This window comes from Mucilaginibacter ginsenosidivorax, assembly GCF_007971525.1.
Taxonomy (GTDB): Bacteria; Bacteroidota; Bacteroidia; order Sphingobacteriales; family Sphingobacteriaceae; genus Mucilaginibacter; species Mucilaginibacter ginsenosidivorax.
The window spans coordinates 3,677,847-3,695,402 of the sequence record NZ_CP042437.1 but is presented as its reverse complement, the minus strand read 5'-3'; the positions used below and the strand labels follow the sequence as shown (position 1 = coordinate 3,695,402).

The 17,556-nt window shown below is 41.0% G+C and carries 12 protein-coding genes; 3 read left to right on the top strand and 9 right to left on the bottom strand.

Annotated elements, in window-relative coordinates; translation table 11 throughout:
* The first annotated feature begins 34 nt into the window (after window positions 1-34).
* The 3 genes from FSB76_RS15495 (at window position 35) to FSB76_RS15485 (ending at window position 3,237) form a co-directional block, all read left to right on the top strand.
* Window positions 35-1,564 (top strand): hypothetical protein, encoded by a 1,530-nt coding sequence (locus FSB76_RS15495; RefSeq protein WP_147054817.1) that lies wholly within the window; start codon window positions 35-37, stop codon window positions 1,562-1,564.
* Between the two features lie 22 nt (window positions 1,565-1,586).
* Complete coding sequence (locus FSB76_RS15490) at window positions 1,587-2,489, top strand: HEPN domain-containing protein (protein WP_147054814.1); 903 nt, start codon at window positions 1,587-1,589, stop codon at window positions 2,487-2,489.
* A 157-nt stretch (window positions 2,490-2,646) separates the two neighbouring features.
* A complete protein-coding gene (locus FSB76_RS15485; RefSeq protein ID WP_147054812.1) occupies window positions 2,647-3,237 on the top strand; it encodes a hypothetical protein in 591 nt (196 codons plus the stop codon).
* A 361-nt stretch (window positions 3,238-3,598) separates the two neighbouring features.
* Here the strand turns inward: FSB76_RS15485 and FSB76_RS15480 are convergent, their stop codons facing one another.
* From FSB76_RS15480 to FSB76_RS15445, 9 genes are all read right to left on the bottom strand, one after another.
* Window positions 3,599-6,211: a gliding motility-associated C-terminal domain-containing protein gene (locus FSB76_RS15480; RefSeq protein ID WP_147054810.1), complete on the bottom strand. Its 2,613-nt coding sequence runs from the start codon at window positions 6,209-6,211 to the stop codon at window positions 3,599-3,601.
* Between the two features lie 67 nt (window positions 6,212-6,278).
* The gene (locus tag FSB76_RS15475) at window positions 6,279-6,926 is read right to left on the bottom strand and encodes a hypothetical protein (protein ID WP_147054808.1); all 648 of its coding nucleotides are present in this window, start codon (window positions 6,924-6,926) and stop codon (window positions 6,279-6,281) included.
* A 142-nt stretch (window positions 6,927-7,068) separates the two neighbouring features.
* Window positions 7,069-10,731, bottom strand: coding sequence for a DUF6443 domain-containing protein (locus FSB76_RS15470; protein WP_147054806.1), 3,663 nt, complete (start codon window positions 10,729-10,731; stop codon window positions 7,069-7,071).
* A 10-nt stretch (window positions 10,732-10,741) separates the two neighbouring features.
* Window positions 10,742-14,494: a DUF5977 domain-containing protein gene (locus FSB76_RS15465; RefSeq protein ID WP_147054804.1), complete on the bottom strand. Its 3,753-nt coding sequence runs from the start codon at window positions 14,492-14,494 to the stop codon at window positions 10,742-10,744.
* Between the two features lie 372 nt (window positions 14,495-14,866).
* A complete protein-coding gene (locus FSB76_RS32975) occupies window positions 14,867-15,001 on the bottom strand; it encodes a helix-turn-helix transcriptional regulator (protein ID WP_394349436.1) in 135 nt (44 codons plus the stop codon).
* Between the two features lie 85 nt (window positions 15,002-15,086).
* On the bottom strand, window positions 15,087-15,740 hold the full coding sequence (locus FSB76_RS15455) for a hypothetical protein (RefSeq protein ID WP_147054800.1): 654 nt from the start codon (window positions 15,738-15,740) through the stop codon (window positions 15,087-15,089).
* Window positions 15,741-16,241: 501 nt separating this feature from the next.
* Entirely contained in the window at window positions 16,242-16,382 is a 141-nt protein-coding gene (locus FSB76_RS32715; RefSeq protein WP_317131375.1) for a transposase, read from the bottom strand.
* Between the two features lie 46 nt (window positions 16,383-16,428).
* The gene (locus FSB76_RS15450) at window positions 16,429-17,226 is read right to left on the bottom strand and encodes an ISAon1 family transposase (RefSeq protein ID WP_262713511.1); all 798 of its coding nucleotides are present in this window, start codon (window positions 17,224-17,226) and stop codon (window positions 16,429-16,431) included.
* Entirely contained in the window at window positions 17,219-17,527 is a 309-nt protein-coding gene (locus FSB76_RS15445; protein WP_449406761.1) for an ISAon1 family transposase N-terminal region protein, read from the bottom strand. Before FSB76_RS15445 ends, FSB76_RS15450 begins: the two co-directional genes overlap by 8 nt.
* Window positions 17,528-17,556 lie beyond the last annotated feature (29 nt).

Genomic DNA, 17,556 nt, shown 5'->3' with positions numbered 1-17,556 from the left:
TAGAAACGGCAGGGAATGGTTTAGCATTATTCAAGTGGCCAACTTTGTATTGCCGGTCAATGCAGGCCGGTTTAATGAATTGGTTATGTATTGCGGTGTTTATGCTCCCTGGGACCACTACCCCAAATTTCTTCGCCAATCAGAGGTCAGGAATCCGATGATCCCTCTTAAAGGTTTCTTTGATGCCAATGATGTCGAAGGCCATTTTGAGAAGCTGAAAAGGTGGCGACATTATGTTGTTAATGATGAGCATTATGATGACGAGTGCTTCGGGCCGGGTAATCTGCTTTATGATTACGAGCTGAATTTGAGGTTGCTGGAATCGCTTTACCTCCTGTTATTGGAAGACGAGGAGCCGTCGTATAGTGATGATAAGATTACGGAAGAACAACTTGCCAGCGAAAAAGCAGAATGGGCCTGGTATCCCAATGATCTTACTAAGAAGGAATTGCTTAACCCGTACCTGGTTATAAAAGCCGCCTTTAATGAAATACAGCCGGAAGCGTTCAGAGATCATCTTTGGGAATGGATAAATGCGGCTTTATCAAGTAACGCGATAGACGAGTCTATAACTCCGAGTGAGATCATTACGGTTTATGAGCACATCAAAAAAATGTACTCAGCAGCATGGCTGATCTTTCAGCGGGAAACTGGAGAACCATTTCTAAAAGAAAAACCGGTAGAGGATAATAAGATATTGCGCGAATCTGAAGATAAAAAAGCGCTAGCCGTTATGGCAGACCCCATCAGAAAGAATGTTTCGATTAAAGCGACGCCGGCCCAAAAATTGGGGTTAAAAGAAGTCACCAAACTGATCTTAAAAATAGAGCCCACCGTACAGATGGTATGCCACTTCCATACTTCTGAGGAGCCTTTCATTTTTTTCCTGCTGATCATTGTTGCAAATGACCAGGCATTTACTAACGATGAGATCGCCGCCAAGATAGAGCAGGGCTGCGCTCACCTGGTAACCATCGCGGCGTTTGTTAAAAAACAGAAGTGGTTTGAAAAACCAGAGCGTAGAAGTTCAAGCTTTTACTACTATGCCTTTAGATTAAAGGATGTCACCTACCAATCTACATCCGTAACGATACCGGAGTATCCCAAATATGGGCCGTATATGACCCAACAAGAGATCGATGAAATATGGGATAGAACAGGTCATCATGGACATGAACTGTACTTTAAAGCACAGCAATTGCAATTGGACAAGAATTACACCGAGTGTCTTTCAACAGTAAAAGAAGCCATAAACTATACACTGAAATCAATGATTGCGATGATGACAGGCTTCATGCCGGCAACAAATGATCATAACAGGTTATTGAAAATGTCGCTGCTTTGTTCCGTAAAGATCTGGGGGATTTTTCATAAAGACACGGAATCCAGTATTAGCGCTATGGACTTGCTCAATCTAAATGAACCTCTCTTAAATGGCCCTATAGCACAAACAGAGGATGAAGCGGGCATGAATGTATTGATGCTGAATGCTTACCTCCTGAATATGATAGCCAGGGATGAATACCAGGAACGCATGGCAGATGTGAATCACCATTCAACCTGATAACTAAAAAAAAGTATTTGATATGGAAAAACAGCCAATAAAACTTAGCGACGGACAACATAGAGAACTGCGGGAAATTGCAAAAGTATTGACCAGCAATTACCAAATTGAAAAGGTCATTTGCTTTGGCGCGTTAAGTTCCATGACTACAGCTAACACCTGTTTTATGCCGCCAGATCACAGTACGAAAAATACCTATTACCTGTTGGTACTGACCACAGAGACCAAAAGGATTGAATATGTCATGCAGGATTTTATCAGTAGCCATTTCCCCGGCGTATTTATCATTGCGCATGGGGTGTCTACGGTTATGGAGGCGGTGTACAGGTACGACCGGTTCTTTGTGGATGCCTGTCTGAATGGCCTGTTGGTATACACGTCAGATGGTTTTGCCATGACCCCAGAATTTGTTGCTGAAAATATAGAGGATAGTTATTTAAAAGACGAGGAAGCTTTTTCCCGAATGTACAGTATGGCTTCCGGCTTTTTAGAAAGCGCCTTAGACTGCTTTGAAAAAGGATTTTTTAATAATGTGGCTTTCCTGCTGCACCAGTCAGTAGAACAAGCCTGCCGTGGATTGATCCGGTTATACACCGGTTACCGGGCCGATATCCACAACATTGACCGTCTGCTGTTTCTTTGTGAATGTTTTTCCGCCGAACCTGCTATGCTTTTTAAGCGGCACTTTAAAGAAGATAAAAGACTGTTCCGGGTATTGGCCGGAAGTTATACAGAGGCAAGATACAGGGACAATTACGAGGTCGGGGATCAAGATGGAGACAAACTTTGCTCACTTGTTAAAGCATTCCTTGACCTGACGCTTAAATTGTCATCAAAAGTACCGCACGAGGTAACCGCTAGGACCACAGTGGAAGAACAGGCAGCAGTCGTGGATTATTCCCCGGCCCAGCCTGTCTCCCTGTGAGCATCAAATCTTGTTGGGTTATTATATAAAAACTATGTAGCCGAAATAATCAGTAAAGACACTTAGGTTGACAGCCAGGGGCCGAGACATTTGTCCGGCTCCCCTGTCTCTTAATTATTACGATTATATCAGTTCAAGACAGCTAAATAAAACGAATATGTATTGCGGAGAAACAGCGCCATGGGATCATTTTCCTAAGAATTTACGGATAGGTGAATTCCTTGACCCCTTACAGGTCATCGTTGAGTTTTTTAGCACCGGGCTGCCACCTGAACAGTTGAGGAAATTGGAAGAGTGGCGATATTTTGTAATTGAGGAAGAATACTACAATGACCCGGAATTAGGTCCTGAGCCACTCTTACTAAGGTATGATCTGCATTTAAGATTGATGGAAGCTACTTACCTCAAACTATTAAAATTCAGGGACGACAACATACAACCGCAATCCATACAACCCGGACAATTCGAAAATGAATGTCTAATGTGGTCCTACTTTCCAGCGGATTTCTCAGGCGAAGAATTAGCCGACCCTTATCGAATACTCGAACATTGTTTTTATCGTTATCCGCCTCAAGATTATAGGGATAACCTGCATGCCTGGCTGCATGTCGCTTTATCTACTCGTACAGATTTCGAAACGCTGCCTCCAGGCGAGATCATATCATTTTACGAAAACATGCAACGCTTGTGTAAGGGAGCCTGGATGATACGGCAGCGGGAGGCGGAGAATGCTGTATTGAAAAGATAGAACGACTTGTTTCATAAAGTAGAATTAGCAGTATTGGCGGGCGGTTTAGGTTCTCAGGCCGCCTTGCCTTGCTGCGAATAGCTGTCGTGCATTTGGGGTTGGTTAAACGTGTATTATCTGAAATTCAACATGGTTGCGCTAACTGATAGTGATACAAAGAAAATATAGTCACTTTGACCTAACTATCCCCGAAAATTCGTTCTTTCCTAAAAATTTTACTAATACAAGTGATGGCTTTAGAAACTTTCAGTTGGTTGACACGTCGAACTGATGTATAGTTGAATGAAGCATAGTTAGTGCTCTCCTTATCATAAGGGAAATGCCGTGAATTTATGTGAAAAGACCTATCCTAAAACAGAACTCAATACATAATAGTCACATTACCACTTAAAGTTTTTCTTTTGTTATTTGGAGAGATCATATAGTAATATACTCCGGGAGGCAGTATTTTACCATTAAATTTTCCATTCCAGGGATTCCGATAACCTTTGCTTTCAAATAATTTTGTTCCATAGCGGTTAAAAACGCTGACCACCACTGCCGGGTCATTTTCAAAACCTTTAATAACCCAGGTATCATTCACACCATCACCGTTGGGGGAAAAGGCATTTGGGATACTTGCATCCGGGCATTCATCGGAAATCGTTATATCCCGGGTTGCCTCACAGCCGTTTTCGTCCGTAACAGTGAGGGTTACCTGTTGGGGATGATCTGCCTGATAGGAATTAGTACCGTTTTGCCCGTTCCATACATACTTCACAAATCCCGCAGGTGCCGTTATTGTAATATGCTTCATTGAGGATACGCATATGGAAGTATCTTTCATTGTTAAAACAGGTACCGGGTGAAATTGTACCTGAGTACTGGCATCTGCGGTACATCCTGCATCAGAGAATGTAGTTACCGAATATGTTCCCGAAGCCGTTACCTTAATTTTGTCACTTGTTTCACCGGTAGACCATTTCACGGTACTACCGCTGTATTTCGCCTTTAGTTCGACTGATTGCCCTTCACATAAACCTGTTTTAACGGTTTGCAGGATGTTTACTTCGGGTATTGGATTAAAAGTGATGGGTATCACGGCTGATGCCTTATTGCAACCGGCGAGTTGATCACTTGATATAAACACGCTGTAATTACCCGGTACATTCGTGCTTACCTTATTTTGATTGGCCCACTGACTTACAGCCAAACCATCCCTTATCCAGTTTATCCGGTATCCGTTCCCCGGTAAGATTCCCGCATCAAGAACGGCCTGCTCTCCAATGCAATACGCATTTTTATCGGCTTTAATTACCGGTGAAGGCAAGGAGATAAAATCCATTTGTACTTCCCTGGAAGGTATCCAGCTATTCTCGCAGGCACTTACTTCTACTTTGTACTTTCCAGGGTTGGTTATTTGCAGCTCTGCATTAATGTCCCCTGTGAGCATCCCGTCTTTATACCACCTGTATTGATAAGCCGGATCGCCCGTAACCTTCAATGTGGATACAGCTCCTTCACAGAACGTTAATTGAGTAGGATAATCAAAACTAAATACCGGGGGAGAAATGACTTTGACTTTTAGATGGTTGCTTTCAAAATGAATATTTTGGCACGGGTCATACAATATCGCATAGTAATCGCCGGATTTATCGGTAGTTAAATCATTGTTGCTTTCGCCTGCCAACTCAATGCCATCTTTAAACCATTGTATAGCACTGGTTCCGGTACTGAAGGGATCAGCCAGCAGGTGAGCAAATTCACCCTCGCATACTTTTTCTTCTTTAATATCGTACCCTTTGTCTTTAAAAGTGGTCAGCTGCGCATGCTCAGGATTTAGATATTTGGCATAATCCGGCTTGATCAAATAAACGCCATTGTTGGTTGCCAGCCATACACCGTCTTCACAGATCGGCTCCGTGGTAGAAAAGGCATTTACAGAAATATCATTGACCTGCACTTTGCCAAGTTCATCATAATGAAAAAGGGTAAAATTATTTAACTGGTCATTATTTCCGTAATAATCATAAACAGAGCTGCTGAAGTACAACCCGGAGTTTGTGCCGATCAATAAGGTTTCCTTTATAATCCCCGGATTAAAAAAGGCATGGCCATTGCCAAAAGAAGTAAGGCCGTAAATTCCTGAAATTTTATTTACCGTAATATTATTAAGGTAATGTTTAAACTGTCTGGCACTGTTATAACTCGCATTTCCGTTGATCTGGAACATGCCCCTGTCATTTCCCCAGAAAAGGTTCATATAACTGGCATAGTCATGAAAATCATAGATCATAGGACTTGTATAGTAAGCAGTATTGATCGTGTTTCCAAATGACTTCCCGCCCAGCCATACAAAATGTTGAAATAAGGTCCTGTCTCCAAAAGGTGCTGCCGGTACATATTGTACTGTATCAGGAGTTACATCATGTATGTAATACGTACCGCTAAACATCAATTTGCGGTAAGAGGCTTCAAATACCTGGCTGTTTGTCTTATTTGAGTTAAGGATCAATTTTTCTGTATCGGTATTGTACCGATACAATCCGTTAATGGTTCCGATCAACAATACGTTTGCTGTTTCCGCAAGGAAAATCTTATTATAATCAAAACCGATATCGTTAACTTTATCTGCCAACCCATTCGAACCATCAATTAGCTTGATGTCCCCGTTTTTGTATTGAATGACAATATTTTCATTGGTTGCAATAAAGAAAGCGTCCCCGTTTTGCCCGGCAATGTCAATAAATTTCAGGTTCCCATATCCGCCGAATTTAGCGCTATAATCCTCTATAACTTTGGTGATACTGTTTAAGCGGTAAACAGCATTATCTTTCGCCAGCACCCATACGTAAGGATCATTGAAATTCCGTTTAATTTTTAGTATGGTTTTCTCCGCGAGGAAATGCCCGTTTAAATGAAAGTCTACATCTTGTTGGCTGTAAACTTTTGAGGGAATCAATAAAACGAGAATCATCAGATTGCGAAACCACATGACTTAAGCATTCTTAATATTATTAAGTGCCTTGTTATCTTTTGAAACCAATTTTCTAATTAAGTTATCATTCCACAAAGTCGGGCTTTATTTTCATTAAGTCTTCCTTATTTACGAGTTCAAGATAGCATGTTCGTTCTAAAAAAAAAGCTTTGCCATCATTCGTATTTATAAAACTTAGTTCACTTGGAGGTTCAGTACAGGAAGAGCTCAATTTATATTGAATCTTTGTACCTCCCTTTAAGGTAAGTACATAAAGGTTGCCGCTAGCTTTTTTGAGATTGGCCTGTAAACTTTTTGTTGATATAAATTTATTTTTTACTCCAACTTTTAATACTCTATTAATATCTTTAAATACTACCCCCTCACGGACTTCATCATAATCTCTATCTGAAGTAACCGAAAAAAGAATAAGCGTATCTAGGCCATTTGTTATTTTAATATCATCAGCTGCGGGAAAGTTTAAAAATCTGAAATCCTCAAATGGGATATCTTTATTATTATTTCGCAAATCAAGATTTTCGAAATAAGATGTACGAACTGCCCCTGTTCGATCGTAGAATTTAACACCATAGATATGGGGGTAAATTTTTCCGTTCGTTTTAAACTTTCCAATGTATTCAACCCAATTAAATATTGGCTCGTCGTTTGAACCTAAATTTATTAAGGTTGCTTTTTTAGGAACAGACTCAGGTTTATGAATGGTATCCATCATTGTTTTTGAAGAATTTTTAAAGGAACTATTACCCTCACAACTTGATAAAAAAACTATTGAATTTATCGATATTAAGAAAACAAAGATTATTTTATACATGAGTCCTATGATTTTTTTAAATAAAGATATACAAAGTTAGAATTCAAGGCGTAACTTTAGGTATTTCAACTCTCTTTACGTTATAGTTGCTTTCAATATCACTTATATTGCCTATACCCTGAAAAGTAAACCACCCCCAACTGACACCGCCAGCTTTTCCAACATTTCTTGCAAATTTAGCACAGTAAGTCCCATCACAAACTGAAGTACTTGAACTTGAATAACCTCCAAAAGGTGAATAACCTTCTGCTTCTGCACTTCTAGCATAATTATTCATAGCGTCCGCATCAAGGTTAGATGCTAATGCTCCTACTATTCGCCCATCTTCTTTCAAAAGAGGTGAGTTATGCAGTTTGGTGAGAATTTTTGTTACGTTTTCTTCGTCAGTTAATTTAAAGTCCCAGTCCGGTATTTGTAGCGCTTTTCCATAGTGCAAGCTTGATCTAACAGCACCTTCATCTACTCCTCTTTCTTGGCCTTTGGCAGCCAGATCTGGGCGGTCAAATCGCCCAAAATCATAATATGTCGTTTTTCCCTTTGCATCAATAACAACGACTCCCGCATGCCCCACGGGTACTTTACTATCGCCTGTTAATTTTTTGACGACCTCTCTAAGTCCATTTAGATTTCGTGGTACTTCTGCTGTCTTATCTGGGAATGAAATAAATATAGCCTTGCCTTTGGATTCTTCTTTTATCCCATGAATTTGACGTCCTAAAGCCCAGTTTACTGCATCTTCTCCATCGTAATATTCATTCCCTCCTGAATATGTTGCAGTCATTCCATCAGGATCTATCATCCTAATAGGATTATTTTCGACATATATATAGGGACTAAATCTTCTACCTATTTCGGCTAACGGATCTATTGTGTTCCATCTTGCAATTACAGGATCATAGAACCGCGCACCATAATCATACTCAGCAATATCCTTTTGCAATTCCTTTCCATTGTAACTATAAGTATTGTCAGGATTTGAAGTAAATGATTGACCATAATTGATTTTCCTGCCAAAAGGATAGTAATCATTTACCTGGGTTATTTCATCTGCTGTTAACATGCCATCGTTGTTCTTATCTCCAAACATCGCCCGGATGTTACCCAAATGATCTGTTATATAATATTCAAAAATATATCCACCGGATGTTGGCAAGGTTCGGCCTTCCGCAGTTTGAATTGATTCAATAGTATTTCCAGTATATTCAATTCCATCGTCATAGAAACGATCTTCAGCCACAGTAGAACCTAATTTCGTTAATCGCTCTAATTTTCTTCCTGCGGCATCATATCTATAAGTAAGTGTCTTGCTTCCTGTGGTAATTGTAACCAGGCTTGGTAAGTTTCGTTCATTATAAACAATTGGATTTGTGGCTGCAATGGTCTTGTAACTGTCTGTGAGCAAATTACCATTTGAATCATAAGTATAGTTTGAAGTCATTGCCTCTATGCCCGAATCGGTAACAGACAACAACTTATTGCTTCTGGTGCCTGCAATTGTGTAACTGTAGGCAAGGTTATTAAGTGTACTCGAAGCGCCGTTTTTTCTTGTTAGTGTCAAAATATTGCCGAGTTCGTCATAGCTAGTAGTTTCATCATAAGCAGAATTATTTGCGACTGTTTGTGCCTTGTAAGCGGCATTTGTTAATCTATTTAATGGGTCATAGGTAAAGAGGTAACCTTTATACTCCTGCGTTAAAGTAACTGAAGTTGGTAATTTAGTTTGCCATTTAATATTGCTAATGTTTCCGTTATATTGTGCCGTTCCACCTAATCCATTGGTGATCTGATCATAATCTAAGTTTTCGGAAAAAATGTCAAGCTGCGAAGTAAATGTCTCATCTGTGTAATTGATATTTGAGGCGTCATTTATCCTGGTTATCCAGCCGCGGCTATTATAACGGTAGTCAATATGTTGCAAAAATCCTGAATTTGTTGGTGTTCCCGCTGTCGTATTATGTAAATGTTTTGTTTTTAGTTGTCCGATTTCATTATAGTCGCTTTTTGAAATCGTTACAAGCAGCCCTGTGATGGTTGGCGTCGTATATTGTTGCTGGTTAAGCAAGGGCCTATTCATGTGATCATATGAAACGGCCGTCAGAATCGTAACTTGTGGGCTGCTGGAAGCAGGTAAATAATGTCTCCTTATACTCTGTGTGGATTTTCCTTGAAAACTATATTGATTGTCCCTAGTATTGTATTTATTGTAAGCTAAGATGCTTCCTTGGAAGTGCTGACTTATTGTTCTTACAACGCGTGCATCTTTATCGTAATGATTCACTGAAAATATATAATTGCCGGTTCCAAGAATATTTGTCAATGATGCGGTAATTAAACTTCTTGGGAATTTATCAAGTGAATCAATTGTCGAGGATGGAGCCGAAAAGATTGCCGAATTGGGGTTTACAGAAGGATTTGACAATACATCATAATTGTCATAGTAACTTATTGTTAGTGCTTTTTTTCCTGTTCCTGGACTAATATCTGGATAGCTTACGTGGGTATAGCCATAATTTGTAGTAGCATTTGTAAAATCTTCCCATACATTATTAGTTGATGCATCTGCTGCTGCCTGAAAAGAACTGCGAGTCGAAGAGCTTGTAAGCTCACCAGTCATAACAATCCTTCCTAAGGCGTCATATTTGGTTACAATCCAATAGCCCAGAGTTTTTTGATTGGGATCTTGGCTCATTATTGGTCTATCCATTTTATCGTAGACCAAGTATTGCCAGCCCTGTCCAGGAATTTTCTTCTCCGTAGGTCTGTCCAAGTCATCATAATGATAACCGTAAAAGAAGTTAAGAAACACCGTGGTAGTTTCATCAAAAGTAGAAGGTAAAACAACCGCTGAATTTGCCCCTGAAGCTGTCGGCAATGGCGGGATAACATAGCGTAGGCGACCTAAGTCGTCGTACACATAATCTGTCACCAGAAAGGTACTCGCTCCTGATTGAACTTTTCTGCAAATTACCCTGCTATCAATATCTTTAAATTCGATAAGCGAGTTTCCATTTTCGTTAACAGTGATTGTTTTGGTTAATTTTCCGTCTCCATACGACCCTGAATAAGACGCGCCTGACCCACTCGTATTTAACACCCACAATTTAACTGCATCGCTTGATGTGTTTGAAGAATATGTAAATGTACCCGTGTGCCCGCCTCCAATTTTCCATGAAAGACCTGGTGCTCCTTGTTCTACAGCACGATTGAGTGGCGACGTTTCAAATCTTGTTTCACCATATGCTATTTGTGTTGAAGATGGGATCTGAACAATTCCTGATGGGGGTGTATTGTAAAAAGCAGCTTGCGCACTGGTTAATGCATCAGACCTGTAATTTCCAGCAGTACCTGTTGATGGTACATAGGGTAAATAATGTTTTACTTCCCTTCCATATGAATCATAACCCTGTGTGGTAACAATATCATATCCTAACGGAGACGCTTTTGATAGAATTGTTTGTATCGGTCTGCCAATTCCATCGACATATTGGATAATCGTTTGAACTTTCGATTTATCAGAACTGGCTGTTGTAAGCGTAGCGTCATCCATCAACCCACTGACCCGACTGACCTTGCTGATTACGTAATTCTGGTCGGGGGATTGGGCAAATGATGTACTCGAGATACATATGGTTATTAACAGCGTTGCAAGAACTTTTTCGGTTAAAAACATCTTGTTTTTCACTTTTGTGTTGATTTTCTCTTCCATGGTCCTGCTATTAATAAACCGTTAAAAATGAATCTGTACTACCTGTACCGATAATAACATTGCTGAATGATGCAGATGGCGCATATATTTCGGCTCTCACATTTCCCAGTTTCCAGTGATGTGAATTAAACGGCGAGACCGGAGGGATCGATAAACTGTAGGTGCCTGCGGGAATCTGCACTGTTGTACTTCCGGATGCTGGAAACGGGAAACTGTAGGATCCCGTGCCACTGAAATTTGCCGAAAACCCCGTTTCGCCCGTATTATTGGTCAGCGTAAAAGATATCATCTGCACGGGACATCCGCAGGTCTTGTTCGCGTAAATCTGTCCATAGGCATCATGATCATACTGCGCCTCTGCATTAGCCGAGGCCTTCGTTGATGAACTATACTTTCCGGCCGGCACGGTAAACGTCGTGGAGGTCGGGTTTGTGCCCGGCGGACAGTTGTTTCTTGTCAGGGTCGGCGTGCTGATCGCATCGTTGGTTTTAATCATGTCATAATTATGGTAACCATAATTCTTAACAATATTCCCGTTCCAGTCCCGGATGTTCTTAAGCCGCTGGAAGAAGTCATAATCAAAACCTGTGATTACACCTTTCGTGTCGGTAAGATCAGTCAATCCATTCGGGTCATAGGTATAAGTAGTAATTTGCGCATTCTGTGGATAATAGGCCAGCTCATCTATCGATGTGGTACCACTTACCGTTACCGAACCTGTAGAGCCCGCCGGTATCAGGTGTTCATAATAGGTCCAGCCATTGGAAGCCCGCCGGGCGGTGCCGCCGATGTAATTACCGGCATATACAGTAGCAACACCGTTATTGCTCCAGTAAGAAACCACATAAGCCCTCGAGTAATCGGTAGGATAAGTAGTTACCGATCCGCTTGCCAGTGAATAAACATTTTGACCGGTAGGTGCACTGGGGTCATTTACCGGTATCCCGGAATAGCTCCATCCGCCCATACCTCCTGCCTCAAAGCTCGTATATGCCGCATTCCCATTCGCCGCATTTTTGACCTGGGCTACGGGCAAGGCGTTATTATAATCCCAGATGATGGATACAGGTGTTGAGTTCCGGGCTGTATATTGTAACAGATTATTGTAATAACTGTAATTATCAAAGCTGATCATTTGCTGATAACGGGAGTCGGATGCCAATGCTCCTGACGAAACAATTGAAGCAGTGAAGTTTGTTAATGGCGCAGCAACACGCAAACGACTTACCTTATCGCTCATTACCTCGGTTGCCCCTAAATTGGAAACCAGCCTGTATGAATTTAGCTGGCCCGATACGACGCCGCTGGTTGACGTTGATATATTTTTCACCGTGTCCCATTTCTCGATCAATTCCGCCTGCATGTTCCGGTTCAGCATACTATCTAATACGACGTTACCGGTGCTGCTGCCGTTTAAATAGTCGGCTGGGTATTTCATCGTCGTGATATTGATATTGCCTTTACTATCTGAATGGTAACTCCTGGTTACCTGCTGATGTTTAAAGTTGTCGTACTTGTTCGTTACTGTCGATGTTGTAAACTTTGTAGGGTCTGTCTGGTCATACAAATATGTTGTCGATCCCGTCTGATAGTTATCGTCTGATGGAATGCTGTAATTCTGCCATACAAATTGATTAAATGTATTAGGGGTATATTCGCCGCCGCCATAATAATGCATCGGATCCGGACATGGCCCTTCGTCCCAGGCTTTTTGGTCAACCACAATACCAGCATTCTCATGATAGTTTTTTGGAAACGCAGTGTAGCTGCTGGAGTCCTTTTTTACGATTTGATAGCTGCCGTCCGATTTTTTTAACCAGTCTGTTTTACTTAGCAATTGTCCCCTGGCATAGAATGTACTTTCGAACAGAGGGGCGCCACTCATAGAGGTCTGTCTTGCGTCACTTGCATCGCGAAAAATGTAAGTTGTCCTGCCAACATTTGCGCCAGGTGTTCCAATAAATTCACTTACCGACGGGTAAACAACGATTGAGCCATCGAAAGGAACAAGATCGTTCGTAGGATTGGAGTTGACGGTGTTGTAATTTTCGTAGCCTGAAATCTGACCGTTTATTATATGCCCACTTCCGTCAGATTGGCATAACCCCCAGTAGCGGTGCAACTGGGTGTTAGTAAAATATGCGTTTAGCAAATAAGAGTTGAAACGGGCTGTATTGTATTGGTACGTTTTAACAATTGGAGTCGCACTAATTCCATCATAGCTCTTAATGGAAGTGATACGAAGGCCGCCTGCCAATACTATATTGTTATTTATATCAAGATATCGGTTGGTCTGATATGTAAAGTCTGTATGACCGCCTGTTGGATAAGCGATGCTCGTGAGCATGCACGCCTGCATGTAGGTGGAGTCTGGATCCCGGTTGTTGGCCACGCTGCTACCGATTGTATAAGTATTGGTGCCGCCTGCCCAGGATGCCGTATACGTCATATGTGGAACAAGCGCATCGCTGGTTGTTTTGCCGTTGTAATAATCCCAATAGTCTTTCGCGAAAGAATCATAAGCAGGCATAGTAATACTTGTGTTATACGTGAACCTATAGTGCTGCATAATACTACCGCCGGCATCTAACACTTGTATCGAATCCAACCGTAGCCTCTTTTGATTTTCATTACCAGAAGGATTGAAATAACTTTTATAAAAAACGATACTCTTTTGCAGTTGGTAATTTTTAGTACTAAAATTAAACCCGTATATTTTGATATTGGCAAGCCCGTAGATCGAATTGGTTGTGGGCACGTCCTGACGTATGGAAGCGTCTTTTTGAAAAACTACTTTTCCGTTTTTGAAATTAATCTGTGATACGTCGTTTTCTACAATATTTGATAGTGTGGTAGAATTGTTATGCGCTCCCGGAGCGTAGTAATTATTATAAGGGTGCGGACCTTGTCCGCTTACATTATCGGTTATTACATCATATTGTGCGGTTAAACCCGGATTAGCGACAGCTTGAGTAGTGTAAGACCAGGTAACAGTATCCTTCCTGTCCTGCGACATCATACTTTCCAGCATCCAGGCGGAGGTAACCGTTTTGGTGACGTTAGGTGTGGTCGTCATTGTTGTTTCCCGGTTATTATAGCCGAATTTACTGACGTTTCCATGCTCATCGGTAATCGTGAAGTTAGGAGTCTTAGGATATGGTAAACTTGGGCCACCAACGGCATAGGCGGTGTTAACGATGGATATTGGTGAAAAAGGAATTAACGCCGGCTTGTAACCGTTACTGCCTTCAAAGAAAAATTTTCCGCTATAACCGGGAAAGTCATAAGAGAATATGTCCGGTCTCGAATCTGTGTTGCCTTGTACCACCATAGAAGCCCAAAGTATGTCGCTATTGTCAGTATTTAGGTCAATGGTGAGCGGATCTTTCCAATTACCCGCAAGGTATCCGGATGAATTTTCATCCTCGAGCCCCATTACCCGCCTCGTTATACTTCCTCCACTTGAGACCGACCATCCCAAACCCGCCCAGCTTGCCACATCAGAAACCCTGATGCCGGATGCATGATACGATAACGTAATCGGGATTTGCAGGCTTCCGGACTGTACGGTGTAAAGCGGTATTGAGATATCCGGAACCCCCGTAAAATAACTTACCTTGTAATCGCCATATTTGGCAAAAGCCGCGCTATTAGGCGAATTGGGAAAAGGGTTCGGAACAAAATACCTGGATCCGGAGATTTGCGCATAGGATTTGGCGCAGGTTAACAGGATAAAAAATATCCATAAAAGTTTAACTTTCATCGAAAAGGCTTAAGCGATTAGTGAATTGGTTTAGTGGTACATTTCAATTTGGTTGCTACAAAAAAGATGCTGCCTCTTTGCAATGTGCGGCGAACAGATAGCAGAATTCTTTATTACATGTTATACAAAATCAATATAACAGGTTATGCCGTCAACGATTGCTAATGTGGTCTGTTGAGAATATTTTCCATTGTGACTCGGTTTTTGGTTTTAGTAACTGGTAGCACTAATATAGATTATCGCAATGATATTAAAGGTCAAAACTTAACTTTTACTTTATTGATAGTCAATGGGTTAGTTTTTTACAAAAAGCGCAACGTTGTTTAATAAATAACTGTAAAATGATAATTTTACGAAGACGGAAAGAATAAATTAGTGCATAGTTTGCAGCTTGTGTAACAACGCCTGCCGATTTTTCACCTGCGTTTTTCGGAATGTATTATATATATGTTTTTTTACCGTTTCCTCCGAAATGAATAAGCTTTCAGCAATTGTTTTATTGTCCATTCCTTTAAAAAGCATTTGTACTATTTCAATTTCAGTTTTGGTTAATCCGTAACGTCGGAAGTTCTCCAAAAACATTTCGGGTGATTTACCATCCATAGATAGCTTCAGAAGATAGCTTCAGAAGACGCTGGTACTCATAGCGTGCTTTTTTGATCGATTTCCATATAAATAAGAAACTGATGGCAATTATACCGGTGTTTGTGCACAGGACTTCAACAAGTTGACTTTTTTCAACAAAACCAAATACGGTTAAAGCAGCCCAGGGACTTATAGCAAGATACATGGCTATCTCTTCAAGATATTGATTATTGTTTCTTTGGGTTTTATGTTTTTTCCTGATTGCTTTAAACATGACCCAAAGCAACACGAGCGCATAAATGAAGGGCACGATCATGCCGTATTTTATACTGATGTCGAGATTTCCATAGAGCGTATAGACAATTACAAAAAAAATCACATATGGCAGCATCAGGAGCAGCGGCACCCTAAATAACGCATGCCACCGCAATGACCGGAGATTGAACGCCTTATAAAAGTAGTATGGGAAGTATGATGCCATTAAAAAGCCGCTGCCGTAAGCGATCATTAGCTGGGTGGCGACTGAAAGGGTAAATTGCGGATCTGGAAAAAGGCCTCCTGTAATGTTATAAAAAAGCAGTAAAGCCAACAATATCAGGTATAGTAACCGGTTTTTATCTTCGGGCCGAAATAAGTAATAAGAGACCTGGAACACTAACATGCCGGGTTATTTAGATAGTCAAAAATAATTTCGCCTGTAATTTCGGTTCATTTGGAGGGGGCAAAAGCGATCAGGTCGGCCATTGCCCTGCGGTTATCCTTAATAAATTCCTTTGCAATTCAGAAGTCTTTTAATGTTTTTCGCCGAATGATATCATTAAACAGTTTTTTCAATTAACCGTCAGCTGATAATATTTTCATCAAAAGACATTTTTAGGAAGATGCAATATTTAGTATCTTTACAGCATGAGATTTGTAAATAATCTGCATCAAATAGTGGTGAGTAATTCGGTGCGTAGCTAAATTAAACACACATAAAATATTGTAAGCCAGTAGATAGTGAGTCGTGTTCGATTCCCCTACGGGCTACTAAAAGCAATATCGAAAGATACTAAAAACCTGCAATCAAACGATTGTGGGTTTTTTTGTTTATATCAAAACACCAACTTTTCTGGGATCCGGGATCAGGGATCAGTCCGAAAAGTTGGGGGTGGATAAATAGTTAAGCATATAATTTAGCAAGCCTGAATAGGAAGAAGGTGGTATCTCTAACGCCTCTTGAAGTAGCCCTGAAAGCTTTGATCTTGGCATTAAAGGATTCGGCAGAAGCATTTGTACTCCTGTTGTCGAAGAAGTTCAAGATAGACTCATAATGCGTTTGAACAGACCTTGCTACGGTTTTAAAAGCATCAATTCCATGCCTCTTCTATATCGTTATACCAGATAGCCAATATTTTGAATGCCTGCTGCTTGTCTTTACAGATGGTGAAGATCTGTCCCAGCCGGATGGACAGGTTGTAAGCTTTGAGCAGCAAGGGATACCTTGGAAACAACAGATCAGCTCTTTCTTTTTGTGATGCTGTCCATTTGGCCTGATGCTTAAATAACAGATATCTGCTCCTGGCCAGTAACTGTTTTAAAGTATCTCCATTGCTAAATACTTCGGGCTGATGACTTTGCTTATTCTTTTTAGCCTCCTCTATAGCTTTGTTCTCTTGTTCTAATGCTTCCCAACGATATTTGATCCTTGCTTCCTGCACGGCATCATAAGCCAGCTTTTGTACATGAAACCGGTCAATAACGCGTACTGCATTAGAAAAGCATCTGCGGATAGCTTTGATCATGTTCGCTGCCATGTCCATCGTCACTTCTTTTACCCTATTTCTTTTACGTACCGGGATTCGTTCCAACACGGTCATGATCTGTTCGGCCTGTGTACCCCTGAGCATCGCCACGATCGCTTTTTTACCGCCTTTTGCTTCCTTATTGGTCACAATCGTATACAGTTCCCCATTACTCAGAGCGGTTTCGTCTATGCTGAGCGAGGGGCCAATATTGTCAGCAAACAGCATCCATTCATCTGCATGATCTTTCTGGCCCCAACTGTGAAAGTTACTGAGATGGTCTTTATATTGTTGTTGTAACTGCTTGCCATCCAAAGAATATAAATGGCCTAAAAGGTGGCAACTGATCGGGCTATTATCCAAATATTCCTTTTAAAAAAGTGCCGAACTCTGTCGTCATCCGTGCGCCTTTTAGTACTAAATTCCAATCCCTTGTAATGATAGCCCCGGTTTGCTTTACTTCCCATCTCCGCCTTTTAATACAAAGCGCTACCTTATGTCCACGGATCGGAAAATCTTGTATAGCCGTTTCGGGTAAGAAACCTTTTGATTCCAGTTGTGACTTCTCATACCCCGAAGGCGGCAGGTTCTTTTCTTCCAAATGGATATTCAATTGCCCATTCTCTGACGAGCGGACATCGGTAAGTTCAAAGTATTCTAAGATGCCTTCAGGTAAAATCAGGCGGACAAGGG